The organism is Deinococcus humi, assembly GCF_014201875.1.
GTDB lineage: Bacteria > Deinococcota > Deinococci > Deinococcales > Deinococcaceae > Deinococcus > Deinococcus humi.
Window position 1 is genome coordinate 220,290 of record NZ_JACHFL010000002.1, and the last position, 25,513, is coordinate 245,802.

The following is a 25,513-nucleotide window of genomic DNA, read 5'->3' on the forward strand; positions in this document are numbered from 1 at the left end:
CGCGCCACAATGCCCGGATGAGTTCTGCCGCCTCACTGCCCGTTCTGCGTTCCCTGGTGACCGGGACACCCCCGTACCGCGTTCCCCAGAGAGAGATTCAGGCTGCCGCACGCACCCTGTTTCCCCGCATGGCGGCGCGCCCCCATCTGCTGGACGTGTTCAGCAACGCGCAGATCAGCTCGCGTGCGCTGGCCCGTCCACTGGAGTGGTATCTGCAGCCACGCGGCTTCGGTGAGAAGAACGCGGTGTTCATCGAGGAAGCCCGCGCACTGATCACCCGCCTGGGAGCGGAGGCGCTGGCGCGGGCCGAGCTTCGGCCAGCAGACGTTGACGCGGTGATCGTGGTCAACACCAGCGGCCTCAGCACGCCCAGCCTGGACGCGTGGCTGATCGAATCGCTGGGCTTGAACCGTCAGGCTGTGCGGCTGCCGATCTGGGGCCTGGGGTGTGCGGGCGGCGCGGCGGGGCTGGCGCGGGCCGCCGATTTGGTGCGCGCAGGTTTCCGGAGGGTGCTGTATGTGGCGGTGGAACTGTGCAGCCTGACGCTGGTCAAGGGGGACGAGTCCAAGAGCAATTTTGTGGGCACGGCCCTGTTCGCCGATGGCGGCGCAGCCCTGGTCGTCACGGCTCCGGACGTGCCCGGCCCAACGGCGCTTCTGTCCCTGCACGGCGCGTACAGCACCCTGATTGAGAAGAGCGAGGACATCATGGGCTGGGACGTGGTGGATGAAGGTCTGAAAGTGCGTTTCAGCCGTGATATTCCCACCCTGGTACGCGGCATGATGCGGGAAAACGTGGCTGGTGCGCTCGCCAGCCACAGCTGGATGCGGGAGGACGTGAACACGTTCGTGGTCCACCCGGGCGGCGTCAAGGTGCTGGCCGCTTACGAGGAAGCCCTGAGCCTCCCGCCGGGTGCCCTGAACAGCAGCCGCAAGGTGCTGTGCCATCACGGCAACATGAGCAGCGCCACCGTTCTGTTCGTGCTGGAAGAAACGCTGAAGGCCGGAGCGCAGGGCAGGGTGATCCTGAGCGCAATGGGGCCAGGCTTCAGTGCGGAACATGTGCTCATGGAATTGTAAAAAGAAGGACCCCCGAGACTCTCAAGCTATCGGGGGTCCTCAGCGTGGTTGCCGTGCTCTAGATTTTCTCGTCCGCATCCACGGTTTTATCCGGGTCAGCTGGAGCGCCGCTGGCGGGCAGGCCGTCTTTCAGGCCGCCGAAGCTGCTGGGATTGATCGCGTCGCCGCCCTGCGACTGGGCGCGGGGATCGAGAGTGCTGGCCACCTGCTGCGTGGTGGCGGTGGTGGCGCCGTCCCCGGCATGCCTGTCGCTCATGGCGTCTACCACACCCTGCGATTCCGATTTGCTGGGGGTCTTGGGTGTTCCAGTGTCCCACTTGTCGTTGGTCTGCACATCGGTCTGTGCAACGTTTGCCTCGGCCTGTGACTGTGGCTTGCCTTCTCCCATCTGGATTCCTCCCTGGTGGCGCGCTGAGACCGGCAGTTACGAGCGCTGGTTGGGGTTTTTCAGGGTGTCAGTGCCGATGACGCTCTCCGGCAGATTCTCTACCTGCTTCGCCTTTTCCTGCATGCCCGTTTTCTGCACATCTTTGATGTCGCTCAGATCATTGGTGTCCTTGACGCCGCCCTGCGGGCTGTGGCCTTCCTGGGCGGGGTGCGCGGTCTGACTACTCTCGGGTTTCCCTTCTCCCATGATGGAACCTCCTGAAGTTGAGTGGCTCCAGGCTAGGGGAGGCAGAGGGGGCGGTGGTGCGAGGCGGGTTTAGAAGGCGTTGGCGAATTGGCGAGATGTTCCCAGCGCCGTGAGGACCTGAATCACAAAAGCCCTCCCCGATTCGGAACGGAAAGGGCCAGTGACGCAGGCGGGCACTTACAGTCGGTGTCCCAGCAACCGCAGCCCCATGAACACCACAAAGACCGTGCCACCCTCGTGTGCCACCACGCCCAGCGGCAGCGGAATATGCCCGGCCACGGCCAGCGGCGCGATGATCAAAATAACCCCGAAGGCGAAGGCCAGGTTCATGAACACGGTGCGGCGGGCGTCCCTGGCCAGCCTCACGGCCCCGGCCAGCTTGCCCAGATCGTTTTTCATCAGGACCACGTCGGCGCTTTCAATCGCCACGTCGGTGCCGCTCGCCACGGCAATGCCCAGATCGGCGCGGGCCAGGGCCGGGGCGTCGTTCACGCCGTCGCCCACCATCGCCAGCGGGCCGGGCAGCTCGCTCATGATCCGCAGCTTGTCCTCCGGCAGCAGTTCGGCGCGGTACTCGCTCAGGCCGGTCTCGTGGGCCACGGCCCGGGCCACCTCGGCCCGGTCTCCGGTCAGCATCACCTGATGGGCCACGCCCGCCTTCCGCAGGCCCGCGATGGCGTCGGCAATGCCAGGGCGCAGGGTGTCGGACACACCCATGACGGCCACCACCCGCTGGCCCCTGCCCACGATCACAGTGCTGCTGCCCGCGGCATTCAGCTCGCGCAGTGCCGTGTCCTGAACGGGCGTCAGGCGGGCCCCCTCCCGTTCCATCAGGCGGAGGTTGCCGGCCCAGACCCGCTCAACACTGCCGCGCTCGCCGCTGTCCACCTCGGCCTCGATGCCCATGCCTGGGATGGCCTGCGCGTTACGAACGGGGATGGGGGCAGCGCTCCGTGCCCGCGCCGCCGTGACCACCGCCTGCGCGATGGGATGCTCGCTGTGGCGTTCCAGCCCGGCGGCCAGGGCCAGCACCCCCAGTTCGTCGTCGGCCACCACGCGGGCCACGGTCATCCTCGCCTGGGTCAGCGTGCCGGTCTTGTCGAAGGCCACCGTCTTCACGCGGGCCAGGGCGTCCAGCGCCGCGCTGCTCTTGAACAGCACCCCGCCACGCGCCGCCGCCGCCATCGCGCTGAGCATCACGGCGGGCGTGCTGATGACCACCGCGCAGGGACTGGCCACCACCATGAAGGTCATGGCGCGGTACCACGAGTCGTCCACCGACAGCTTGAAGCCGTAGCGCAGCAGCACGAACACCAGGGGCACCAGCACCAGCACGGCGGTGGCGTAGGGGCTCTTCCAGCGCTCGGTAACGGTCTCAGTGCGGCTCTTGGCAGTCTGCGCCTGTTCCATCAGGGCCACCAGGCGGGCCAGGGTGCTGTCTCCCGCCGGACGAAGCACCTCCGCCTCCACGCTGCCGTTCAGGTTGACGGTGCCGGAGGCCAGTTCCGCGCCCACCGCCTTGTCGATGGGCAGGCTCTCCCCGGTGATGGGCGACTCGTCCACCGCCGTTTGCCCCAGGGTCACCCGCGCGTCAGCGGCAATGCGTTCGCCGGGCTTGAGCACCAGCACGTCGCCGATCTGGATCTCACCCAGCTCGCACCAGCGCTCGCGCCCGTCGCGGCGCACCGTTGCGCCTGCCGGATTCAGGTCCATCAAGGCGCTGATGGCGTGTTTGGTGCGGCCCATCGCCCAGTCCTGCAGGGTGTTGCTCAGGGAGAACAGGAACAGCAGGATCGCGCCGTCCGCCGCCTGCCCGATGCTCGCCGCGCCCAGTGCCGCCACCACCATCAGCAGGTCCACGTCCAGCTTTCTTTCCACGAACAGGCTGCGCAGGGCCTCGCGCCCGGCAGGGATGCCCCCGGCCAGGTAGGCGACGAGGTAGCCGGCCCACATCACGAAGGAATTGTTGATCAGGGACTGGTCCGCTGCGCCCACCAGCAGGCCCAGCAAGGTCAGACCGGTCATGACGATGGCGAAGCGCAGTTCAGGGGAAAGATTGAACCGGGGCTGGCGGGTGGCCGTGGCAAGACGAGTGGACGTGGCTGAATGGGGGGTGGTCATGGAGCCTCCTGACAGAGAATCCTTAACAGGAATAATTCTCAATAAGCCATTCTATCCTCCGACTCTCCCAAACTCAACGCCCCATCCTGAGCGGAGAAGTCAGGATGAGACGTTGTTTTCCGCGTGCTGGCCTGCTGCTTTGCTCAGGGTGTACGCTCAGTCATGGGACGATTGCTGACGCTGACCCTGGCTGCTGCCGTCACCTGGGCGGCGGCCAACGAGCGGGTTGGGATTGATCAGGTGCGTTTCTCCACCCACTCGGCGCGCGTCATGGTGTTGAGTTCAGGGGTGCGGGACGGCTCCGGCTTCGGGACGGCCAGCCTGAAGGTGTTCAGCACGGTGACAGGCGCGCAGCTCTACAGCCGCCAGCAGACGACGGACGCCGCACCCAACACGCTGCGCTGGAAGCTGCTGGTGACGCCGCCCACCCCGGTCACCCTAGCAGCGTATGGACTGACGCCTGGAGCGGTCTCTTCCGCGAAGTACGACAAGGTCTACCCCCAGCCCTTCCCGCAGTGGAGCGACGGTCTGGGAGCGGGGCAGGTCGGTACCACGCCGGTGGCGCTGTGGTCCGTGCCAGTGCCGATCAAACTCCGCGTGTATGCCCTGCCCTCCACCTGCCCGTACGGCGATCTGCTGGGGCCGGGGGACGTGCCTGCCGGGTTCAGCCTGACCGTGAACACCCAGACCATTCACCGTGACGTGACCCTGCCCGCAGACCGCCAGTGCGCCGCCCGTTACTCGCTGGAGCGCGTGGACGTGCGCGGCAACCGGGTGTTGGTCACCGTGCGCGCCTACGGGCCGGGTTTCGAGGGGCCGGACGCTACCCCCATCTTCATTGCGGCGACGCTGAACTAAAAACGGCTACACCTGCCCCGCAACCCCTTGCATCAGCGCCCGCATGGCGTCCAGTTCCTCGGCATTGATGGCGTGTCCCAGGCCAGGGAACACACGGGCGTCCACCGCCGCGCCGCGTGAACGCAGCAACTCCGCGCTGGCCTGAAAACGGTCCAGCGGAATGTGGGCGTCGTCCGGGGCATTGCCCATGAAGACTGGCAGGCCACCCAGATCGCCCGTCTCGCCCAGCGTGATCAGCGCGCCGCTGAGGGCCACCACCCCGCCTAACCTCGCCCGGTTGCGGCTGGCGTATTCCAGCGCCAGGCAGGCGCCCTGGCTGAAGCCGCCCAGCACCACGTTCTGCGCCCCGATGCCCTGAGCTTCCAATTCGGCCAGCAGGGCGTCTATCGTCGCCAGCGCGGCGTCCAGCTGCGGCTGGTTCTGTTCCACTGGCGCCAGAAAGGACTGTGGATACCAGCTGTTCCCCTCGGCTTGCGGGGCCAGGTAGGTAAAGGCGCTCAGGTTCAATTCTGTTTCCAGCGACAGGATGTCCTGCGCCGACGCCCCCCGCCCATGCAGCAGGATGGCCGCCACGCGTGCCTGTCCCAACGGGCGTCCGGCGGTGAAGACCTGAATGCCCGAGGCTGGTGTTTCTTCCACTCCTGCCGGAGCCGTTTCCAGGTTGCGCGTCCCCAGCGTCACGCCGTATTCGGGGCTGACGATGCGCGGCAGGTGGGCCTCAATGGTCGGGCGGCGGGCCTCGTACCACGTGGGCAGCCGCAGGTGCTTGCCCAGCTCGTCCACAGGCTCGTCGTCGGGGAAGCCGGGGGCGTCGGTGGCGATCTCGAACAGAATGCCATTGCCCTCACGGAAGTAAATGCTATGAAAGTACTGGCGGTCCTGGACGGGTGTGGGGCGGTAGCCTGCCGCCGTCAGTTGCCCCAGGTACGCTGCCTGTTGCTCGTCATCACGGGTCCTCAGCGCGACGTGATGCACGCTGCCTGCCCCGAATGAGCCACGTGCCCCGGTGGGCCGTTCCACCACGTCCACGTAGAGGCCCACGCCCGTGCCCCCGTCGTCATCGCCGCTGCCCCGGAAGCGGGTGCGCGGTCCCTGGGCGTCGTCCTCCGTACCGACCTCCGTGAGGCCTAGCTGCCCCACCAGCAACTCGCGCACGGCCCCGGTGTCGCGCACCCAGCCGGTGACCGAGTGGAAGCCGCGCAGCGCGTGCTCGTGGGGAACCGGAGAACCGGGCCAGTCCTCGACGGGCGCGCCGTCCTCGAACACCAGTTCCACCCATGTTCCGTCCGGGTCATCCACGGTGAGCACCTTGTGCCCGAAGCGCTGGCTCCCGCGGACTTCCAACCCCAGCCCGGTCAGGCGGCCCAGCCAGAAGTCGTAGGAGGCAGTGGGCGCGCTATAAGCCGTTGCCACCACCTCGCCGTTGCCGCGCACGCCGCGCCTGGCATCAGGCCAGGGAAAATGGGTCATGATCGTGCCCGGCTGTCCGGTGCGGTCGCCGTAGTACAGGTGATAGGTGCCAGGATCATCAAAATTCACCGTCACCTTGACCATGCGCTGCCCCAGCACGCGGGTGTAGAAGTCAATATTGCGTTGCGGATCGCTGGCCATCACCGTGACGTGGTGCAGGCCCTGCACCGGGGAAATGGAGCCGGAGGGGGAAGGGTTCATGGTCAGATAATAGATTAACGTTAAACGATATTCAAGCGCAGTCCGGGCATTTCCTGAGGGACGCGGAGGAAGGGCCTGTCCAAGACGGATCATCCGGCTTTTCCCATCCGGGGGCAGCACGTTTCGAGGCATTTGTTGTAGGAGGTCGTATGACGGCCCAGGACAGCTGCCGGAGGATTCGACTCGTCCCCAGCGGCTCCTTAATGACCTACATTTATTTGACGTTCCAGACGGCGTTCGTCAAGTTGCGCTGATGATCCCAGGACTCATAAGTGCAAGCCTCTTGCCTTAAACCAGGCCCTTGGCCAGGAACACGGCCACCAGTCCCGCCAGCGCCAGCAGCGCGGCCACGCTCAGGCGACGGTCACGGTTCCAGGCTGCCACTGCCACCCACAGGGCCGCCAGCACCGGCACCGCGCCGATCCAGGCCACACCGGCAGCCGCCAGATCAGGAAACAGCACGCCGACAGCCAACAGCGCCACGCCCACCCAGAATCCAGCGGGATACAGCCAGGACGGCAATCCAGCAATTTCAGATTGCGGCCCGGTCATGCGTTACCCCAGTATTTCCACAGCAATTGCACAGCGGTAAAGATCAGCAGCAGACTGAACACCAGTTTCAGGCGGTCTGCCGGAATACGGCTTTGCAGGCCAGCCCCCGCCCGCGCGCCGATCAGCACGCCCAGCGCGACACCGGCGGCCAGACGTAGATCCAGCAGTCCCCCCGCCTGATAGACCAGCGCGTTGCCCACGGCGGTCAGGCCCATGATGAAGGTGCTGGTGGCAATCGCCTGACGGATCGGCAGGCCCGCCATCAGATTCAGGACGGGCACCTGCACCGTGCCGCCGCCGATGCCCAGCAGACCGCTCATGATTCCGGCGAAGGTCATGGCAGGGGGCACCATGCGGCTGGGTTCGCGTTCGACTTCCACCCGCTTGAGGCCGCGCAACAGGTTGTAGGCTGAGTACAGCAGCAGCGCGGCGAACACGGTAGCCACGGCTTGTGCGGGCAGCACCAGCCCCAGGAAACTGCCCACTGCCCCGCCCACGATGGTGTATGGCGAGAGCAGGTAGCCGGTGCGGGCGCGTACTAGACCTCGTTGCAAGTACGCGGCGGCCCCACTGAGGCCCACTGCCAGCACCCCGATCTGACTGATGGCCACCGCCTGCCCGATGGTGATCTCCTGCCCGAAGCGCGGCAGTACAAATTCCAGTGCGGGAACCACCACCACGCCGCCGCCCAGGCCCAGAATTGCGCCCAGCACCCCGGCCAGCAGGCCCACGCCGATCACAGCCAGCGTCACGGCAGAAATCATCGTTGTCTCACGGGCCAGAGGCTAACACGGGCAGGGGACGCGGGCGTGCAAAATGCGATCAACCTCAACTCCATCATAAGGGCGCGGCCCGATGTCCTGTGCAGGGGCCGCGCTGGTCAGAACAGGTTTCCTAGCGGCTGATTTGGAAGATGTGCTGCGCCACGTCGAACAGGCCGGGCGTTACCTGATTTGTTGTCCGGCTGGCGGCATGACCTTCTTTAAACGAAGCCTTCAGAGCGGTGGCGGCCAGGGTCTTGGCCCTGACCTTGAAGGCTTCCCACGTCGCCCCGGAGGGAACGGTGTCGCTGACCTGAATCAGGATCACCTCCACCTGCTGTCCAGGCTGGTTGCTGGCAGTGAAAATGGCCCCCACACCCTCAAAGGCAAGGCTTCCCTCGTACAGTTCCAGCGCGTCATTGTCGTCCGCGCCGACAAAGTAGATTTTGTCGTCCCCGCTGGTGTTCAGCGTGAAGCCTGTCTCGAGCTTGCCTGCCGCTGAGATGGGACCGAGCAATGCAAAGCCCAACCTGTCGCCAGGCTGATCAGAGCCGGCAACTAGGTTGACATACGCGCCAGTAGCCACGGTTCGCCCCTGATTGACCACCTCGTCATCGAAGACCACCACGCCGTTATCGATGAGTTCTCCAGTGGTTGCGTTACCGATCCCCCAGCCCCAGACCCCCTGATACAGCGTCTCGCCGGATGGAGTGACATTCACCGCGATCGTCTTGCTGTCCTGCCCTACGTTTCCGGCAGCGTCGTAAACCTTGGCAGTGTAAGTGACGTTGCCGTTGTTCGCCGTACTGACTGTATCGGCGGTGGTGTACGGCGAAGTGCTATCGGTATTCACCAGCGTGCTGCCGCGGTAGAATTCCACTTTGGTCACGCCCACGTTGTCGGCGGCGGTGGCGCTTAGATTAACCGTCGTGCCGCTCTGCGAAGCGGTCAGGGTGACGGTGGGGGCAGTGAGATCGCTGGCCGGCTGGGGACTGCCGCCGCAGGCGGCGAGCAACAGGGCAGAGCCGATCAAGGGCAGAAAAAGTTTCTTCACTGACGCAGACTAGGGTGGCTTGATCGCGGGCAGGAGAAGATTTGCATTCCTGTGCTGGGCCTGTCTAGTCTTCCGCGCGCCACCATCCGTCCTGCGGTGCCGCCGGCATGGCCCGTTTGTGGCGGGTGTTCAGGTACATTCGTTCCAGACGCTGGGCTACCTCCGGGGCCACCTCGTGGCCCTCCAGGTAGTCGTCGATCTGGGGGTAGGTCAGGCCCAGGGCCACCTCGTCAGGCAGACTGGGGCGGTCATCTTCCAGATCGGCCGTGGGCACCTTGCGCCAGGTGTGTTCCGGCGCACCCAGATGCTGCAGGAGCTGCGCGCCCTGACGTTTGCTCAGGCCGGTTAACGGGGTCACGTCCACGCCGCCGTCGCCGTACTTGGTGTAGAAGCCGGTGATGGCCTCGGCGGCGTGATCGGTGCCTACCACGAGCAACCCTTCCTGTCCGGCCAGCGCGTACTGGGCCACCATGCGTTCGCGCGCCTTGATGTTGCCTCGCACGAAGTCCCGCAGGGTTTCCCCGGTGGCGGCGCGGGCGGCTTCCGCGCTGGCGTCTGCCGCCGCCTTGATGTTCACGGTCAGGCAGCGGTCCGGATGGATAAATTTCAGCGCGAGTTGAGCGTCGGCCTCATCGGCCTGCACGCCGTAGGGCAGGCGCACCGCGGTGAACGTTGTCTCCTGCCCCGCCTCCCGCAGCCGCTCGGCAGCCAGCTGACACAGTCGCCCGGCCAGCGTGCTGTCCTGCCCACCGCTGATGCCCAGCACGAAACCGGATGCGGGCGTGCTTTGCAGGTAGTCGGCCAGGAAGGCCACGCGCCGCTCAATTTCCGCAGCCGGATCGATCTCGGGCTGCACGTGCAATTCGCGGCGAATGCGCTCACGTAAGGAGGCGGGATCCGTCCTGGTCATGGCCCGAGTATCGGGGAGGGGCCGGGTGCAAGCCAGATGGCCGGGCTTGAGGCTTCCGTCATTTTCAGAGAATCTTCACGCTGGGGGCGCGGTGTGAATCAGGGCAACGGACAAGTGGGGCGCACCCCGTAGACTCTCGCCGTGACCTCCTCTATTTCCTCGGGCGCTGCGTCTGCCGGGCAGACCATCGACAGCGCAATCGACGCCCTGGGGCTCGGCCGCTTCCAGTGGCGTCTGCTGGCGATTTGCGGCCTGACCTGGGCCGCCGACGCGATGGAGGTGCTGCTGGTGGGCTTCGCTCTGCCCGGGATCAGCGTGGCCTTCGGGCTGGAGCGCGGCTCCGCTGAGGCCACTGGCCTGCTGAGCGCTACCTTCGCGGGCATGCTGCTGGGAGCGCTGTTCTGGGGCTGGCTGGCGGACCGTATTGGGCGGCGCACGGTCTTCCTGACCACCGTGGCGCTGGGCGTGGTGTTCGGGGTGCTGGGGGCCTTTGCGCCGTCGGTGGCGCTGCTCACGGCGCTGCGTTTCCTGACCGGTTTCGCCATCGGCGGCACGCTACCGGTGGATTACGCGATGATGGCCGAGTTCATTCCAACCGCGTGGCGTGGCCGCTTTCTGGTGTACCTGGAGAGTTTCTGGGCGCTGGGCACGGTGCTGGTGGCGGCGCTGGCGTGGTTCCTGAGCGCCGCCCTGCCCACCGCCGAGGGCTGGCGCTGGCTGCTGGGGCTGGCTGCGCTGCCCGGTGTGCTGGGCCTGCTGGCGCGGCTGGGCGTGCCGGATTCGCCGCGCTCGCTGCTCGCGCGCGGGGACACGATGGGCGCGCGGCGAGCGCTGGAGCGGGTGGCCCGCGTCAATGGCGTCGCGCTGGCGGCCTCGCCGCTCCTGGCGCCGCCGCCCACCCATCGCGTTACGCCCGCCGCCCTGTTTTCGGGTGTCCTGGCCCGCCGCACGGGGTTGTTGGCGCTGATCTGGTTCGGCTTGAGCCTGGGCTACTACGGCATCTTCTCGTGGCTGCCCAGCTTCCTGAAGGCCGGGGGGCTGGAACTGGGTGAGGTCTACCGCACCACGCTGCTGCTGGCGCTGGCGCAGGTGCCCGGCTACCTGCTCGCGGCGTGGCTGGTGGAGCGGGTAGGCCGCCGCGTCACGCTGAGCGGCTTTCTGGCGTTCGGCGCTCTGGGGGCCTTGCTGTTCCTGATCGCAAGCACACCCACCGCCGTGCTGCTGGCGCTGGCGCTACTTTCCGCCGCCCTGTTGGGGGCGTGGGGAGCGCTGTACGCCTACACCCCCGAGCTGTTTCCCACGTCGCTGCGCACCACCGGGATGGGCTTTGTGAGCGGCATGGCCCGGGTAGCCAGCGTGCTGTCGCCCGGAGTGGGGGCGCTGCTGCTCACGGGCAACCTGGAGGCGGCGCTGGGCCTGTTCGCCGCGCTGTTTGCGGTAGCCGCTGCCTGTGCGTGGGCCATCGGCGCCGAGACGCGTGGCCAGCAGTTGCCCGAGGTGGTGGGATGATCCCGGCACCCGTCCGCCCCTCCGCATTGCTGACCGACCTCTATCAGCTCACCATGATGCAGGGCTACTTTGCCAGCGGACTGCACACGCAGACGGCGGTGTTCGATCTGTTCTTCCGAAAATTGCCCTACCAGGGTGGTTATGCAGTCTGGGCCGGGCTGGAGGAGATGCTGGACACCCTGGAGACCCTGCATTTTACGGAGGACGAACTGGCGTACCTGGACACCCTGGGCCTGTTTCGCCCTGACTTTCTGGCCGCCCTGCGTGACTGGCGGTTCTCCGGTCAGATCGACGCCTTCGCTGAGGGCCGCGTCGTCTTCGCGCACGAGCCCCTGCTGACCGTCACGGCCCCGCTGTGGGAGGCGCAGCTCATCGAGACCATGCTGCTCAACACCCTCAATTTTCAGACCCTAGTGGCGACCAAGGCGGCCCGCTGCGCGCTGGTGGCGGCGGCCAGCCCATTTGGGGGCGAGGTCATCGAGTTCGGCACCCGCCGCGCCCAGGGCCCGGACGGCGCGCTGAGTGCGGCCCGTGCGGCCTTCGTGGGCGGGGCCACGGGAAGCAGCAACGTGGAGGCCGGCCAGCGGTTCGGCCTTCCCCTGACCGGCACGCACGCCCACGCCTGGGTGGAGAGCTTCGAGGACGAGCTGAGCGCCTTCCGGGCCTATGCGCGGGTTTATCCGGACAGCACCACGCTGCTGCTGGACACCGTGGACACCCTGAGCAGCGGCCTGCCGAATGCCCTGACGGTGGCCCGCGAACTGCGCGCGGCGGGCCACGAACTGCGCGGCGTGCGGCTGGACAGCGGCGATCTGGCCTACCTGTCGCGGACTATCCGTGCCGCGCTGGACGGAGCCGGATTCGGTGACGTCAAGATTGTCGCCAGCAACGATCTGTCCGAAGGGGTCATTGCCGGGATCATCGCGGAGGGTGGACGGGTGGACGTGTACGGCGTTGGGACGCAACTGGTGACGGCGGGCGGGCCTGGGGGCGGGGCGCTGGGTGGCGTGTACAAGCTGACGCAACTGAACGGCCAGCCGCGCATGAAGCTGACCGGTGATCCCGTCAAATCCAGTCTCCCCGGGGTCAAGCGGGTGTGGCGCGGGGTGGACGGCACCCGGGATGGGGACAGCACCTTTGCCTGGGACGTGCTGACCCTGGGGGACGAGCCGCAGCCGGGGCAGACCGTCACCGACCCCACTAATCCGCTGCGCGCGGCCCGCCTGCCCGCCACGCTGCAATGGGAGGACGCCCGCCAGCCTGTGATGCGGGCGGGCAAGCGCACCCAGCCTACGGCCCCGCTGACTAATATTCAGGCCCGCGCCCGTCAGGAACTGGCCCGCCTGCCCGCCGAGACGCGCCGTCTGCTCAACCCTCATGTCTACCGCGTCAGCCTGGGCGCGGACGTGTCGGAGCTGCGCGATACGGTCAGCGCGCACCTGCGGGGCAAGGCGGGATGACTGGGCTTGTGGGATGACTGGGATGGACGGCGCGGTGTACGTGGGCCGTTTCCAGCCTCCACACGCCGCGCATGTCGGCAGCGTTCTGCAGGCATTGAACCGCGCCCCGCAGGTGCTGGTCCTGATGGGCAGCGCCAATCTGGCACGCAGCGTCCACAATCCCTGGAGCGCCCCTGAACGCATGGGCATGCTCCGCGCCGCCCTGCACGCCAGTGGGGCCGAACTTCGACGCGTGACCTTCCGCCCGCTGCGCGATCACTTCGACGCCGAACGCTGGGCGGCGGCGGTCCGAGGTCAGGCTGCCGCCGTGTTCGGCCCGGCAGCGGCGTTGGCCCTCGTGGGCTTCGAGAAGGATGTGAGTAGCGCCTACCTGCGCTGGTTTCCCGGCTGGTCCCGGCTGAACGTGCCTCAGACGGCGGGACTGAACGCCACGGATCTGCGCCGCGCCTTGTTTGAGGGCCTGCCGCTCCCCGCCGGGGTTCCTGAGACCGTTCAGGATTTCCTGGAAACGTTCACCCGCACCCCTGCCTTTACCCGCCTTCAGGCCGAATGGCAGGCGGTGACGGCGGCCCGCGCCGCCCTGCCGCCCGGCGCCCGGCTGATAGAGGAGCGCTGGCTCCATCGGACCGGGCAGAGGGTTGCCCTTCACACCCGCACCGGTCCCATTGGGGCGGGGCTGTGGGAACTGCCGGGACAGGTGTTGCCGCCCGGCGAACGCCCCCGCCCTGGAGCGCAGGCGGTGTTCGATCATCCGGCCCGCGCGCTGGTGGCCCCGACTGCCGCGCATATCTACTCGGGCGCGCCGCCACCTGCTTTTGCCTCCCGCCCCGTTGCGCTGACCACGGCACTGGCCCGTCCCCGCCGGTTTTTCGAGGACCATCACGTCATTCTGGCGCGGCTGCTGGGGGTTGGATAGGGCGGTTGAGGCTCAGCGCGTCTACAGCAACACCACGTCCACCGTGTCACCGGTCTCCACCGCCCCCCCTTCCGGCACGATGACCAGTGCGTCGGCGTCACTCAGCGAGCGCAGGATGCCGCTGCCCTGCTGCCCGTAGTCGTGGACCTCGCCGTCCCGAATCACGCCGCGCCAGAAGGCGGTCTTGTCCTTCAGACCTCGGAAGGGAGTGGCGGCGCGCAGCTTGAGGCTCTGCACCGGTTGCCCGGTCAGCGCAGGCCGCACGACGACGTGAAAGACCACCAGACTGCTGACCGGATTCCCAGGCAGGCCGAACACTGGCAGCCCGTTCCAGCCGCCCAGGATCGCCGGACCGCCAGGGCGCATCCGCACTTTCCAGAAGGCCACCCTACCGCGCTCGATCAGCAGGTCCCGCATGAAGTCGTACTTGCCCATGCTGACGCCGCCGCTGGTGAGCAGCACGTCCGCGCCGCCCGCGCCCGCGATGGCCGCCTGCAAGGACGCCGGGCTGTCCGGGGCGTGGCCCAGTTCGCTGACCTCGCAGCCACTCTCACGCAGCATGGCCGACAGCCCGGCGCGGTTGCTGTCGTAGACCTGACCCGGCTGCAGGACTGCGCCCGGCTCGATCACCTCGTCGCCGGTGGACAGCAGCGCCACGCGCAGTTTGCGCCGCACCGGCACCTCCGCGTGACCCAACGCGGCGGCCAGGGCCACCCGTGGGGCGCTCAGACGCAATCCGGCGCGCATGATCACCTCGCTCGCACGAAAGTCGCCGCCCTCGGGGCGCACGTCGCCGGGAAAGGCCGGGCGCCTGAGCAGAACGTGTTCGGGACCGTTGTCCTCCAGTTCCTCGACCGGGCAGATGGCGTCCACGCCTGCGGGCAGCGGCGCGCCCGTGTAGATCCGCACGCACTCGCCCGCGCTGACCTGGCCCCCAAATGGCACCCCGGCGCGGCTTTCCCCCACCAGCTTCAGGCGCACCGGCGTCCCAGGACTGGCCCCCAGCGTGTCGGCCTCGCGGGCGGCGATTCCGTCCAGGGCACTCTCGGTGGCGCTGGGGTGACTGACCAGAGCCTCCAGATCGGCGGCCAGGGTCCGGCCCAGCGCCCTGTTCACGGGCACGGTCTCGGTTTCCAGCCTGGGTAGGAGCGCGGCCAGCATGTCGCGGGCCTCGGCCACGCTGACGTGCATGGGAAAGGTGGGTTGGGACATGCCGCACAGCATAGAGGGCTCCGTCAGGCGGGGAAGCCCTTCCCACCCTCCCGGGCCCAGAACCCACTACCCTGTCCTCATGAAGCTCTACACCAAGACTGGCGACGGCGGCACCACTGGACTGTACGGCGCGGACCGCGTCAGCAAGACGCACCCGCGCGTGGAGGCCTACGGCACCGTGGATGAACTGAACAGTGCCGTGGGCCTGGCGCGCGCGCACAACACCCGCAGCCACAAGCCCGACGCCGCGCTCGACGCCGATCTGGAATACCTGCAGAACGCGCTGTTCGATCTGGGTGCGGACCTCGCCACCCGGCCCGGCACCACCTACGAGAAGAAGATCAGCCGCATCGACGCCGAGGACTCCGCCTTTCTGGAGGCCATGATCGACCGCTATCAGGAGGCCGCGCCGCCGTTTACCGGCTTTGTCCACCCTGGCGGCACGCCCGCCGCCGCAAGCCTGCACGTCGCCCGCACGGTGGCCCGCCGCGCCGAACGCGAGGTCATCCGCCTGCTGGAGGTGGAGGAGGCCAACCGGGAAGTGCAGATCTACCTGAACCGTTTGTCGGACCTGCTGTTCGTGATGGCCCGCGCGGCAAATCAGGCGGCGGGCATCGAGGAACACGCCTGGCTGGTGAAGGGGCGGCGCTAGCAACGCAGGGGAAAGTTCGCTCTACCGTCCGGAGATGACCCGGACAATCTCCTGTGCCCCGGTCTGCGCCTGCTGGATGGTCAGGCCGCCGTACCCCAGCAGCAGGGCATTGGGCACGGCCCCCGCGAAGGTGTAGCTGTCCAGCGTGGAAACGAAGACGCCGCGCCGACCCAGTTCGCCGCTGACCGCCTGTGCCTCCAGCGGTGGCGACAGGTGGAGACAGACGTGAAGCCCAGCCTCGATGCCGCCCAGCATGGCTTGCGGCGAGAGTGGCCCCAATGTGCGGGCCAGGGCATCGCGCACCCCGGCGTGCCAGCGGCGTGTGCGGCGAATGTGCCGGTCCACCTCGCCTGTGCGGAGCAGGTGCAGCACCGCGTGCTGGACGGGCAGTGGATGACCCGAGTCCAGCAGCGTGCGGGCGCGCACCAGCGAGGGCATCAACGCGGGCGGGCCGATCAGGAAGCCGGTGCGCAATCCGGGGCTCAGAACCTTGGACAGCGTGCCCAGGTACAGGACTCGGCCCTGAGCGTCCAGGCTCGCCAGCGTGGGCAGCGGCGGCGCACCGTAACGGAATTCGCCGTCATAGTCGTCTTCCACGATCAGGGCGTCGTGCCTGGCTGCCCACTCCAGCAGGGCCAGTCGGCGCGGTACGCTCATGCGTCCACCCAGCGGGAAGCCGTGGCTGGGGGTCACGTAGGCCAGCCGCGCCGGTGGTATGTCGGGCCTGATGACCGGGCCGTCCACATCCTGCTCCAGCGGTACGATGACGTGTCCAGCGTCCAGGATGGCCTGCCGCGCGGCGCGGTAGCCGGTGAACTCGAACAGCACCCCCGAGCCGGGGGGCAGGGCACGCAGGATCAGGTTCAGCGCCTGCAGTGAACCCGCCGTGACCAGCACGCGCTCCGGCGGGGCGCTCAGCCCGCGTGACCGGGCCACGAACGCCGAGAGTGCCGCGCGCAGCTCTGGTTCCCCCGCCGGATCGCCGTAGTCGCCTGTTACCAGTGTCCGCGCCGCCGCCGCCCACGCCTGCCGCCAGGCCCGCGTGTTCAGCGTGGCGGTCGTCGCCACCCCCACCCGGAAGTGGATGCCTGCCGATCGGTTCGGCCCCTCCACCGGGGCGGGCAGTGGGGGAGAGAACCAGCCGGGTGCGCCGCCCGTGTGGTTTGGCTGTGCAACATTCATCCGTGCAGCACCCGTTTGCGTGGCCCCTTCTGAAACGCGTGTGCCCCGCCCCACCGCCGCTTCCAGCGTGCCGTCGGTCACCAGTTCGGCGTAAGCGTCGGCCACGACGCCGCGTGTCACGCCCAGTTCAGCGGCCAGCGTGCGCGAGCCGGGGAGGAGCAGGCCGGCAGGCAACGTGCCCGCCAGTGCCGCCGCCCGCAATTCGTCGGCCAGTTGTGTGTGAAGCGGTTTCACCGCGCCGCGACTCAGGTTCAGGGCAATCGGCAGAGTGCCCGCAAGTGGACTGTTCTGTTTGGGCAGAAGTGGATCTTCGCGGGGGGCCACCATCCCGGTAGTCTACGGGCATGAACGCTTCGACTCGCCGTCTCCCTGTGAGCTTTCCCCAGCCATGACCGACTTCTACGATCCCCGGCATCGCGACCCGTCCATCAGCCGCCGCCCCCAGAACCGCCAGGGCGACGAATGGATTCGCGCCCTGCTGGCCCGCGTGAGCATCGGGCGGGTGGCCACCGTGTGGCAATCGGTGGACGGGCAGCCCTTCCCTTTTATCACCACGCTGGCCTTCGCCTACCGCCCAGGCGAGCACGACATCGTGTACCACACCAACATTACCGGGCGGCTGTGGGCGAACACCGGGCAGGGGCATCCAGCCACCTTCGAGGCGTGCGAGATCGGGTGTCTGCTTCCCAGCAATTCGCCGCTGGAACTCTCGGTGCAGTACCGCAGCGTCGTGGCGTTTGGCACGGCCCGGCTCCTGACGGAGCGCGAGGAGGCTCGCGAGGCCCTGCGCATCCTCTCCGAACGGGTGTTTCCCGCCCTGCAGATCGGTCAGGAGACCCGTCCGATTCTGGACAGCGATCTGGCGCGCACCAGCGTCTATTCGCTGGCAGTGGAACGCTGGAGCGGCAAGGAGAACTGGCAGCCTGGGGCCGAGCAGACCGACGACTGGCCTGCGCTGACGCCAGAACTGGCCCGTCTCCGCCCCGCCGTGCCCGATGCCGCCGGGAGCAGGCCGTGACCCGTCAGGACGCCTTCCAGCTTTTTCTGCTTTCTGCCGTGTGGGGGATCTCGTTCCTGCTGATCAAGTGGGGGGGCGAGGTCTTTCCGCCGCTGTGGATGGCGCTGCTGCGCTGCGTGTTCGGTGCGGCGGTGTTGTGGATGGCGCTGCGGGTGGGCCGTCACACGCTGCCGCCTGCCCGCCTGTGGAAGCCGCTGCTGCTGGTGGCCTTTTTCAACAATGTGGTGCCATGGACGTTCTTCGCCTGGGGCGAGCAGAGCGTATCCAGCAACATTGCCGCCATCCTGAACGCCACCACGCCGCTGTTCACGCTGATGATCAGCCTGGGCGTGCGTGAGGTCAGCCCCAGTGTCCGCGTGATCCTGGGCGTGCTGATCGGTCTGGGCGGTGTGGGCCTGACCGTGTTCGGCGGCCTGAGTGGTGGTCATGCCTCGGCGCTGGGGGTGACGGTGCTGGCGGCAGCGGGCCTGGGCTACGCGCTGGCGACGGTGATCGCCAAGCGCACGCTGAAGGGCCTGAATCCAGTGGGGCTGGCGACCACCCAGTTGACGCTGGCCGGGTTGCTGCTGCTGCCTGGCGCGCTCCTCGGCCCCGCGCCGTCTGCCCTGACGGCCCAGGCGGCGCTGTCCATGCTGTTCCTGGGCGTGTTCGGCAGCGGCCTGGCCTACCTGCTGTATTACGGGCTGCTGTCGCGTATCTCCAGCACGCAGGTCACGGCGGTCACGTACCTGCTGCCCGTCTGGGGGCTGTTCTGGGGAGCGGTGGCGGGAGAGCGTGTGGGCGTTCTCTCGGTGATCGGCGTGGGCGTCATTCTGGCCGGGCTGGCGCTGCTGAACCTGCGTCCCAGACGGACCCGTCAGCCTGCGCCCGTCTGATCCCGGCGGACGGCTGTCCAATAGGCTGGACACCTTACCGACTTTTCCCCCCACGACGCCTACACTGAGGGCAAACGGAGGCCTGTATGACTGCAATCCCTGACAACAAGACCCACAGCAAATGGCTGGACGCCGAGCTGAAGTACGACAGCGGCGTGTACAACAAGCATGAAGTCGTGATGGTGCGCGGCCTGGGCGCAACGGTGTGGGACGAGAACGGGCGCTCGTACATCGACTGCGTGGCGGGTTACGGCGTCGCCAACATTGGCCACAGCCACCCGGACGTCGTCAAGGCCATTCAGGAGCAGGCGGGCCGGTTGATGATCATGCCCCAGAGCGTGCCCAATGACAAACGCGCCGAGTTTCTGCAGGAGCTGGTGGGCGTGCTTCCGCAGGGTCTGGACCGCGTGTTCCTGTGCAACTCCGGCACCGAGGCGATGGAGGCGGCCAAGAAGTTCGCCATCACGGGCACGGGCCGCAAGCGTTTCGTGAGCATGAAGCGCGGCTTCTCCGGGCGCAGCCTGGGCGCGCTGGCCCTGACCTGGGAACCCAAGTACCGCGAACCCTTCGGCGACGCCGTGGACAACAAGAACGTGGACTTCGTGACCTACGGGAACATCGAAGAGTTGCGTGCCGCCGTGACCGATCAGACCGCCGCCGTGATCCTGGAACCCGTGCAGGGCGAGGGTGGGGTGCGGCCCGGCAGCCTTGAATTCATCCAGGAGGCCCGCCGCATCACCAGGGAGAAGGGTGCGCTGCTGATCATGGACGAGATCCAGACTGGTTTCTGCCGCACCGGCAAGATGTTCGCCACCGAACACTTCGGCGTGACGCCCGACGGCATGACGCTGGCCAAGGCGATGGCCGGCGGCGTTCCCATCGGCGCGTTCGTGATGACTGGCGCGGTGGCCGACCGCATGCCCGCTGGCGGCCACGGCACCACGTTCGGCGGGAACCCGCTGAGCATGGCCGCCGGCATCGCCGCCCTCCGCGCCATGAAGCGCGAGGGCATGGCCGAGCAGGCCCGCGAGAAGGGCGCGTACTTCATGGACCGGCTGCGTGCCATCCAGAGCCCCAAGATCCGCGAGGTGCGCGGCATGGGCCTGATGATCGGTGTGGAACTCAAGGAAAAGAGCGCGCCGTACATCACCGCCTTGGAACACGACGAGGGTGTGCTGGCCCTGCAGGCGACCCCGCTGGTGGTGCGTTTCCTGCCGCCCATCACCATCACGAAAGAACAGATCGACTCGGTGGTGGACGCCTTCGAGCGTGTGTTAAACGGCGTCAACCCCCGTGCCGAGCGCCAAGCCGAACTGGCCGCGCAGGCCGAGGAGAAGCAGAGCGAGTAGGTCCGCTTCGCGGGAAGCAGGCGGCCGGTGCACGCACCGGCCGCCTGCCTTTTTCCGTGTCCGGCTGGGGCGAACACGGGCGGTAACGGTCGAAAGAAACGCGTCAGAGTGTGAAAATCCCTCAGACCCTCCACGGTGAAGCTCCTTACACTGGAACCGTGAAGTTCTGGTTGATGGGTGTATCGGCGACAGTGCTGCTGGGCGGAGCACTGGCGATGGGTGTGGCGGCCAGCTCCGACGAGAAGCTCGCGCCGGGCTTGACGGTGGCGGGTGTAGATGTGGGCGGCCTGACCCGTGCCCAGGCGGTCGCCGCCCTCGGCGAGCGCGCTGCCACGGCGCCACAGGTCACCGTCCGGGCGGGAGACCAGTCGTGGACCCTGGCGGCAGACCAGCTGGGCTGGCACGCCGACGCCGAGACCAGCGTGGCCGCCGCCGAGAAGGTCAGCGCTGCCCGCACCCTGATGGAGCGCGTCAAGGGCATGATCGGCCAGCCGCAGCCGCAGAGCTTTCCCTTGATCGCCGCCGTCGATCCTGCCGCGGCCAAGGCGGCGCTGTCCACCCTGACCGCCAGCCTGAACGCGCAGCCTAAGAACGCCACGGTGGCCTTTGACAAGCAGACCCTGCGGTACGCCGTGACGGCCAAGGACACGCCGGGCCGTCAATACGACGCTGCTGCCGCAGCCACGACCTACGCCTCCGCGCCCACCGCCACCACCATCCAGATTCCGGTCAAGGAATGGAAAGCGCAGCACACCGCCGAAGTTCTGCAGGGCTACGTGGATCAGGGCAATGCGCTGATGCGGTCCTTCGGCGCAACGCTGGCGGGTACGGCGCGCAAGGGCGTGCTGACCCCGCTGCAAGTCGCCAACCTGTACTGGGTCAAGCCGCAGGGCATCGTCGCGGACGAGGCTGCCCTCAAGCGGGCCTTCACCCTGCTGACGGAATTTATCGATCAGCCCGCGCAGAATGCCCGCTTTACTTTCGAGGGCAACAAACCGGTCAAGGTGCCAGAGCAGGCGGGCCGTGTGACCCAGAAATCGGCCTACGCGGCCTTCCGGGCCACGGTGCTGGACCCGGCCAAGACGAGCATGGTGTTCGCCTCCAAGACAGTCCAGCCTGAGCTGACCGCCGCGCAGTTGCCCGACGCCAGCAAGCTGAGTCTGATCCACACCGGCGTCAGCACCTACTACCACAGCAGCCCCGAGCGCCGCACCAACGTCGCCAACGCCGCCGCCAAAGTCAACGGTGCGGTGGTCCCGGTGGACGGTACCTTCAGTTTTCTGAAAGCTCTGGGCGGCATCACCGCCGACAATGGTTTCGTGGGCGGCCTAATCATTAGCGGCGGGCGCACGGTGGACGGCCTGGGTGGCGGGGTGTGTCAGGTCAGCACCACTGTGTTCCGTGCGTTGTACGGCGCGGGGCTGCCCGTCGAGGAACGCAATCAGCACAGCTACCGCGTCGGCTACTACGAGCCGCAGGTGGGCTTCGAGGCCGCCGTCTACGATCCGGGACTGGACCTCAAATTCGCCAATGACACGGGCGGCCCGCTGCTGATCAAGACCATCAACGACGACGCGGCCAGCACCCTGAAGGTGCAGGTCTGGGGCCTCAAGCAAGCGCGCACCGTGACCGTCAGCCCCGCCGTCATCCTCAAGCGCACGCCGCATCCCGCCCCCAAGTACGTGGTCAACCCCAAGCTGCGCCCCGGCTCCAGCAGGCAGGTGGACTGGGCGGCAGACGGCTTCGATCTTTACATCACCCGCACCATCAAGGACGCCAGTGGCGTGCGGATCGACAGGACCAGCACGGTCTACAAGCCCTGGCAGGCGGTGTACGAGGTGGGGCCGAGCTGAACGAGCAACACAATGCAAGCGTGGGCCGGAGGTTATCTCTGGCCCACGCTGCTTCGATAAGCGGGATTATCTGGTGGGTTTGCGGACGGCGGCCATGATCAGCGAGAAGGCGGCGATCACGAAGATGTAGCTGATCAGCGAGGCGGCCGGGCTGAAGGTGGGGCTCAGCACGTCCAACGAGAACTTGTAGATGGCGAAAGGCACCGCCCATCCCATTGCGAAGTACGCGGCGCGGCGCATGAAGTCGCGCGCCACGGCGGCCTGGGGGAAGTAGAACATCGGCACCAGCATGGCCGGGATCAGCAGCAGTTGCGCCAGATAGAACCAGATGGGCAACCTGGCAAAGCCGTATTCCACGCCGCCGAAGATGATGTTCAGCGCGCCGATGACCAGACCCGTGATCAGGGCGGTGCGGGGGAGAAAGGAAGGATTCACGCCTGCCATGCTGCCACAGCGGGCGGGTGGCAACTGTCCGGCGACACGGAAATGACCTCTCCGGTGCCCCGCCTGTTGAAGAGGCCGCCACCGATCCATCCCCATAAGAATGGGAAGCCCGCACCCCCATGTGGCCTGTTCCGGCCTATCATCGGGCCAGATGTCTGATCCTGCCCGTTCTCCGGCCAAGTCCACGGCCCAGCCTGCGGGGCTGCCCGCCGCCGATCCCGCCGCCCTGCCCGATCTGGGCGAGGTCATTCGCGCCGGGGAGTGGCGCCGGGCGCTGGCCGTCTCGCGCCTGAACGGGGCCGGCCCCGACATTCAGGAGGCGCTGGAGGCGGTCTTCCGCTTCCAGGAGACCGTGCGGGCGCGGCGCTACCCGTCGGCCCGCCGGGCCCTGACCGACTACCGCGAGGCGCTGGCCGGGGGGGCCGCAGCCGCCGAACTGAGCGTGCTGCGCCGCGCTGCCGATCCCGACGCGCTGGAGACTGCGCTGAACGCTCTGGTCGCCCACCTGAAGGAGCCGGACCCGGAAGTGCTGGCGGCCGGGCTGGCCCCGGCGCTGGCCCAGCCGCTGACGCGCGCCGAGGCGCTGAACATTCAGGGCGTCCTGCTGGCGTTGCAAGAGGAGAGTATAAGGGCCAGGGCGCTGTTCGAGCAGGCGCTGGAAGCTGATCCGGGGCACTACCGCGCGCTGACCAACCTGGGCAATCTGGACATCGAGAGTGGTGACCACGCCGGGGCCGAGGCCCGCTACCGCGAAGTTATCCGCCTGAACCCCGAGTACGACGGTGGGCACCACAACCTGGGCGTGGCGCTGCGCCGTCAGGGCAAGATGGGCGAGGCGGTACGCTCGATCCGGCGCGGTCAGCGCCTGGGCATGAAACGCTCGCGCGAGGACGCGGACGCCGAGGTCAAGGCGCAGTTCGCGGGCAACCCGCTGTTCAAGGGCATGCGCTGGGTGCTGATCGCGGTGGTAATCCTGATCCTGTTCCTGGCCCTGCGCGGCGCGGTGACCTGAGAACCCTGAAAGAACAGTCCTCCGGGCGGGCGTCGGCTTGATCTGCGCCGCCGACTCACTGCTGGCCAGGGGTGAGCTGAACGGCAGACTGGTGCGCTATAAGCGGGCATGAGCGAATTCATCCTGAGTCCCGGGGGTGCGCGGCGGGTAGACGCCCGTCTGGAACGTGCCGGACTGCTGGACCTGACGATGGAGGAGGCCGGGCGCGCAGTGGCCGACGCCGTGCAGGCCTCGTTTCCGGAGGGCCCGGTTGTGTTGTTGGCGGGTGGCGGGGCCAACGGTGGGGACGCGCTGGTAGCGGCCCGGCACCTGCTGGCGCTGGGCCGGGTGGTGCGCGTGCTGGCGCAACCTGCCAAGCATCCGCTGGCCCGCCTGAACCGCCAACGCCTGCGGGCGGTGGGTGGGGAAACGCAGGCCCTCAATGTGGCCGCCCTGCGCCGCGCCGCCGCTTCCGCCGGGGTGCTGGTGGACGGCTTGTTGGGCACCGGATTCGTGCCGCCGTTGCGTCCGGCCATGGCAGAAGTGATCGAGGCAATGAACGCCGCCCACGGCGCTGGGCTTCCTGTGCTGGCCATCGATCTGCCCAGCGGATTGGATGCCTCCAGCGCGGAGAGGGCAGAAGGGAGTGTGCGTGCTGACGAGACCGTGACCCTGATGGGCTTCAAGACCGCCGTGCTGTTCGGCGAGGCCGCCACGCGGGCAGGCCGGGTGACGCTGGTGCCGCTGCGCGTGCCGCCCGATTGGGTGCGAGAGGAGGCCCTCGCCACCCGCACCGAGGACGCCGAGGTGGCCTCGCGGCTGCCCGTCCGCACCACCGGCGCGCACAAGGGGACGGCAGGACGGGTCTGGATCGTGGGTGGGCATCCTGGCACGGTGGGGGCGGCGGCGCTGGCAGGACTGGGGGCGCTGCGGGCGGGGGCTGGGCTGGTGACCGTCCATTCGCTGGCGGATGTGCCGCTCGTGACGCCTGAATTGATGGTTCAGCGGCATGCGGACTGGGACCAGACGTTGCCCCAGCTGCGCGCCTCCGGTCTGCCCGACGCCGTGGCGCTGGGCATGGGCCTGGGACCGGAGGCCGTGCGGGTGGCCCGTGAGGTGCTGGCCTGGGGAATCCCTACCGTGCTGGACGCCGACGCCCTGCACCCCGAACTGGCGGGCCACGGCCATTCCGAGTGCCTGTGGACCCCGCACCCCGGCGAGGCGGCGCGGCTGCTGGGAACCGGGACGGCAGAGGTCATCCGCGATCCCCTGGCGGCGGCGCGACGTTTGCAGGAGCTGCTAGGCGGCACTGTAGTGCTCAAGGGCGGCCCCAGCGTCGTCGCGTCAGCGAACGCGCTGAGCGTGTCGCGCGGCGGACATCCTGGCATGGCCTCTGGGGGGATGGGGGACACGCTGTCGGGCCTCCTGGCCGCGCTCCTGGGGCAGGGGCTGAGCGCAGCCGACGCCGGGGTTGCAGGAGTACGCTTGCACGCCCGCGCAGGTGAACTTGCCGCCGACACGCACGGCTATGGTCTGATCGCCACCGATGTCTCGGATCAGCTGGGCGCGGCCTGGCAGGCGCTCAAAGCGTCCTCGGGGCCGACTCGCTCACGTTCTGGGCCGCCGGGAAATGTGTGACTCCGGTAAGAAACCCGGTGCTAAGTTGTTCACATTAATGCAGGGACTTCTTGAGGACCTTCCACTGCTGGGCATTCTGGAGCTGATTCACACCACCCGGCAGACCGGCGTGCTGGATGTTCAGGCCGAGGTGCCGTACACGGTCACGTTCGTTGCCGGCGAGATCATCTCGGGGGGGATCCTGGACTGGATGGGCCTGGACGCGCTGTACGCCAGCCCGCTGCTGCCTGACAGCGGCACCTTCGACTTCACGCACCGTCCTGTGGCAGGGCCGCCGTTGGGACCGTACGGGCACCTGACCACCGACTGGGCGCGCGTCAGCGATGAGTGGGAAAAAGTTTGCGAAGTTATCGCCAGCCCCAGCCGCTGCTTCCAGGGAGACCTGTTTCCGTTTGAGGGTAGCTCTTCAGTGCGCGGCGCTGCCCGGGAACTGGATGTGCCGGTGTTCCAGGCCGCCCAGCTGGTGGTGGGAGCGCTCAAACAAGGCCGTCTGCAGCCACTGGACCGCTACGAATGGTACCGGCTGCGGCTCCAGCCTGCCGGGCCGCGCGCCAGGACGCACCCGGTGGCGCGTCACCTGAACGGCAAACGCACGCTGGGTGAGGCCACCGTGGCCGGTCTTCCCCAGCACGCCGTGCGCGACTATCTCCTGAATGAACTGCGGCTGGGCCTGCGTTTCCCCGGCAGCGGCTGGGTGCTCCGCGATCTGGTCTGGGAGCAGAAGTACGGCGTCCCCTCTCCCGGTGCGCTCCTTCAGCACCAACTGTAAGGCGG

The 25,513-nt window shown here is 67.8% G+C and carries 24 protein-coding genes; 13 read left to right on the top strand and 11 right to left on the bottom strand.

Features of this window, described 5'->3' with window-relative positions; all coding sequences use genetic code 11:
• The first annotated feature begins 17 nt into the window (after positions 1 to 17).
• Positions 18 to 1,079: a type III polyketide synthase gene (locus HNQ08_RS04650; RefSeq protein ID WP_184127930.1), complete on the top strand. Its 1,062-nt coding sequence runs from the start codon at positions 18 to 20 to the stop codon at positions 1,077 to 1,079.
• A 58-nt stretch (positions 1,080 to 1,137) separates the two neighbouring features.
• Here the strand turns inward: HNQ08_RS04650 and HNQ08_RS04655 are convergent, their stop codons facing one another.
• The 3 genes from HNQ08_RS04655 to HNQ08_RS04665 form a co-directional block, all read right to left on the bottom strand.
• On the bottom strand, positions 1,138 to 1,467 hold the full coding sequence (locus HNQ08_RS04655; protein WP_184127931.1) for a hypothetical protein: 330 nt from the start codon (positions 1,465 to 1,467) through the stop codon (positions 1,138 to 1,140).
• Positions 1,468 to 1,503: 36 nt separating this feature from the next.
• On the bottom strand, positions 1,504 to 1,713 hold the full coding sequence (locus HNQ08_RS04660; protein WP_184127932.1) for a hypothetical protein: 210 nt from the start codon (positions 1,711 to 1,713) through the stop codon (positions 1,504 to 1,506).
• Between the two features lie 177 nt (positions 1,714 to 1,890).
• On the bottom strand, positions 1,891 to 3,834 hold the full coding sequence (locus HNQ08_RS04665) for a heavy metal translocating P-type ATPase (protein WP_184127933.1): 1,944 nt from the start codon (positions 3,832 to 3,834) through the stop codon (positions 1,891 to 1,893).
• Positions 3,835 to 3,996: 162 nt separating this feature from the next.
• On the opposite strand from HNQ08_RS04665, the gene HNQ08_RS04670 reads away from it, so the two are divergent.
• Positions 3,997 to 4,692: a DUF2259 domain-containing protein gene (locus HNQ08_RS04670; protein ID WP_184127934.1), complete on the top strand. Its 696-nt coding sequence runs from the start codon at positions 3,997 to 3,999 to the stop codon at positions 4,690 to 4,692.
• A gap of 6 nt (positions 4,693 to 4,698) precedes the next feature.
• Here the strand turns inward: HNQ08_RS04670 and HNQ08_RS04675 are convergent, their stop codons facing one another.
• The 5 genes from HNQ08_RS04675 to nadE form a co-directional block, all read right to left on the bottom strand.
• Positions 4,699 to 6,363: a VOC family protein gene (locus HNQ08_RS04675; protein ID WP_184127935.1), complete on the bottom strand. Its 1,665-nt coding sequence runs from the start codon at positions 6,361 to 6,363 to the stop codon at positions 4,699 to 4,701.
• 288 nt (positions 6,364 to 6,651) lie between these two features.
• On the bottom strand, positions 6,652 to 6,915 hold the full coding sequence (locus tag HNQ08_RS04680; RefSeq protein WP_184127936.1) for a hypothetical protein: 264 nt from the start codon (positions 6,913 to 6,915) through the stop codon (positions 6,652 to 6,654).
• Positions 6,912 to 7,679 carry a sulfite exporter TauE/SafE family protein gene (locus HNQ08_RS04685; protein WP_184127937.1) on the bottom strand — a complete coding sequence of 256 codons (768 nt, stop codon included), beginning with the start codon at positions 7,677 to 7,679 and terminating at the stop codon, positions 6,912 to 6,914. Before HNQ08_RS04685 ends, HNQ08_RS04680 begins: the two co-directional genes overlap by 4 nt.
• A 130-nt stretch (positions 7,680 to 7,809) precedes the next feature.
• Positions 7,810 to 8,730 (bottom strand): Ig-like domain-containing protein, encoded by a 921-nt coding sequence (locus HNQ08_RS04690; protein ID WP_184127938.1) that lies wholly within the window; start codon positions 8,728 to 8,730, stop codon positions 7,810 to 7,812.
• 64 nt (positions 8,731 to 8,794) lie between these two features.
• The gene (nadE, locus tag HNQ08_RS04695; RefSeq protein ID WP_184127939.1) at positions 8,795 to 9,640 is read right to left on the bottom strand and encodes an ammonia-dependent NAD(+) synthetase; all 846 of its coding nucleotides are present in this window, start codon (positions 9,638 to 9,640) and stop codon (positions 8,795 to 8,797) included.
• A gap of 141 nt (positions 9,641 to 9,781) precedes the next feature.
• Between nadE and HNQ08_RS04700 the strand changes: the two genes are divergently transcribed.
• Genes HNQ08_RS04700 through HNQ08_RS04710 form a run of 3 tightly spaced genes read left to right on the top strand, consistent with a single transcriptional unit; the run spans position 9,782 to position 13,525 of the window.
• Entirely contained in the window at positions 9,782 to 11,149 is a 1,368-nt protein-coding gene (locus tag HNQ08_RS04700) for an MFS transporter (protein WP_229789736.1), read from the top strand.
• The gene (locus HNQ08_RS04705) at positions 11,146 to 12,609 is read left to right on the top strand and encodes a nicotinate phosphoribosyltransferase (protein WP_184127940.1); all 1,464 of its coding nucleotides are present in this window, start codon (positions 11,146 to 11,148) and stop codon (positions 12,607 to 12,609) included. Before HNQ08_RS04700 ends, HNQ08_RS04705 begins: the two co-directional genes overlap by 4 nt.
• A 13-nt stretch (positions 12,610 to 12,622) precedes the next feature.
• Positions 12,623 to 13,525 carry an adenylyltransferase/cytidyltransferase family protein gene (locus tag HNQ08_RS04710; protein ID WP_184127941.1) on the top strand — a complete coding sequence of 301 codons (903 nt, stop codon included), beginning with the start codon at positions 12,623 to 12,625 and terminating at the stop codon, positions 13,523 to 13,525.
• Positions 13,526 to 13,546: 21 nt separating this feature from the next.
• On the opposite strand, the gene HNQ08_RS04715 is transcribed toward HNQ08_RS04710, so the two are convergent.
• Positions 13,547 to 14,737 carry a molybdopterin molybdotransferase MoeA gene (locus HNQ08_RS04715; RefSeq protein ID WP_184127942.1) on the bottom strand — a complete coding sequence of 397 codons (1,191 nt, stop codon included), beginning with the start codon at positions 14,735 to 14,737 and terminating at the stop codon, positions 13,547 to 13,549.
• 79 nt (positions 14,738 to 14,816) lie between these two features.
• Between HNQ08_RS04715 and HNQ08_RS04720 the strand changes: the two genes are divergently transcribed.
• Entirely contained in the window at positions 14,817 to 15,389 is a 573-nt protein-coding gene (locus HNQ08_RS04720) for a cob(I)yrinic acid a,c-diamide adenosyltransferase (protein WP_184127943.1), read from the top strand.
• A 21-nt stretch (positions 15,390 to 15,410) separates the two neighbouring features.
• Here the strand turns inward: HNQ08_RS04720 and pdxR are convergent, their stop codons facing one another.
• Complete coding sequence (pdxR, locus tag HNQ08_RS04725) at positions 15,411 to 16,898, bottom strand: MocR-like pyridoxine biosynthesis transcription factor PdxR (protein ID WP_184127944.1); 1,488 nt, start codon at positions 16,896 to 16,898, stop codon at positions 15,411 to 15,413.
• Positions 16,899 to 16,959: 61 nt separating this feature from the next.
• Here pdxR and HNQ08_RS04730 point away from each other — a divergent pair, with 61 nt between their 5' ends.
• From HNQ08_RS04730 to HNQ08_RS04745, 4 genes are all read left to right on the top strand, one after another.
• Positions 16,960 to 17,589: a pyridoxamine 5'-phosphate oxidase family protein gene (locus HNQ08_RS04730; RefSeq protein WP_184127945.1), complete on the top strand. Its 630-nt coding sequence runs from the start codon at positions 16,960 to 16,962 to the stop codon at positions 17,587 to 17,589.
• Positions 17,586 to 18,464, top strand: coding sequence for a DMT family transporter (locus tag HNQ08_RS04735; RefSeq protein ID WP_184127946.1), 879 nt, complete (start codon positions 17,586 to 17,588; stop codon positions 18,462 to 18,464). The genes HNQ08_RS04730 and HNQ08_RS04735 overlap by 4 nt, the downstream gene beginning before the upstream one ends.
• Positions 18,465 to 18,550: 86 nt before the next feature.
• Positions 18,551 to 19,813 carry an aspartate aminotransferase family protein gene (locus HNQ08_RS04740; protein ID WP_184127947.1) on the top strand — a complete coding sequence of 421 codons (1,263 nt, stop codon included), beginning with the start codon at positions 18,551 to 18,553 and terminating at the stop codon, positions 19,811 to 19,813.
• A gap of 158 nt (positions 19,814 to 19,971) precedes the next feature.
• Positions 19,972 to 21,666, top strand: coding sequence for a VanW family protein (locus HNQ08_RS04745; protein ID WP_184127948.1), 1,695 nt, complete (start codon positions 19,972 to 19,974; stop codon positions 21,664 to 21,666).
• A 66-nt stretch (positions 21,667 to 21,732) separates the two neighbouring features.
• Here the strand turns inward: HNQ08_RS04745 and HNQ08_RS04750 are convergent, their stop codons facing one another.
• Complete coding sequence (locus HNQ08_RS04750) at positions 21,733 to 22,101, bottom strand: hypothetical protein (RefSeq protein ID WP_184127949.1); 369 nt, start codon at positions 22,099 to 22,101, stop codon at positions 21,733 to 21,735.
• A gap of 160 nt (positions 22,102 to 22,261) precedes the next feature.
• On the opposite strand from HNQ08_RS04750, the gene HNQ08_RS04755 reads away from it, so the two are divergent.
• The 3 genes from HNQ08_RS04755 (at position 22,262) to HNQ08_RS04765 (ending at position 25,508) form a co-directional block, all read left to right on the top strand.
• Entirely contained in the window at positions 22,262 to 23,122 is an 861-nt protein-coding gene (locus tag HNQ08_RS04755) for a tetratricopeptide repeat protein (RefSeq protein WP_184127950.1), read from the top strand.
• Between the two features lie 108 nt (positions 23,123 to 23,230).
• The gene (locus tag HNQ08_RS04760; protein ID WP_184127951.1) at positions 23,231 to 24,739 is read left to right on the top strand and encodes an NAD(P)H-hydrate dehydratase; all 1,509 of its coding nucleotides are present in this window, start codon (positions 23,231 to 23,233) and stop codon (positions 24,737 to 24,739) included.
• A 37-nt stretch (positions 24,740 to 24,776) separates the two neighbouring features.
• Entirely contained in the window at positions 24,777 to 25,508 is a 732-nt protein-coding gene (locus HNQ08_RS04765) for a DUF4388 domain-containing protein (protein WP_184127952.1), read from the top strand.
• Positions 25,509 to 25,513 lie beyond the last annotated feature (5 nt).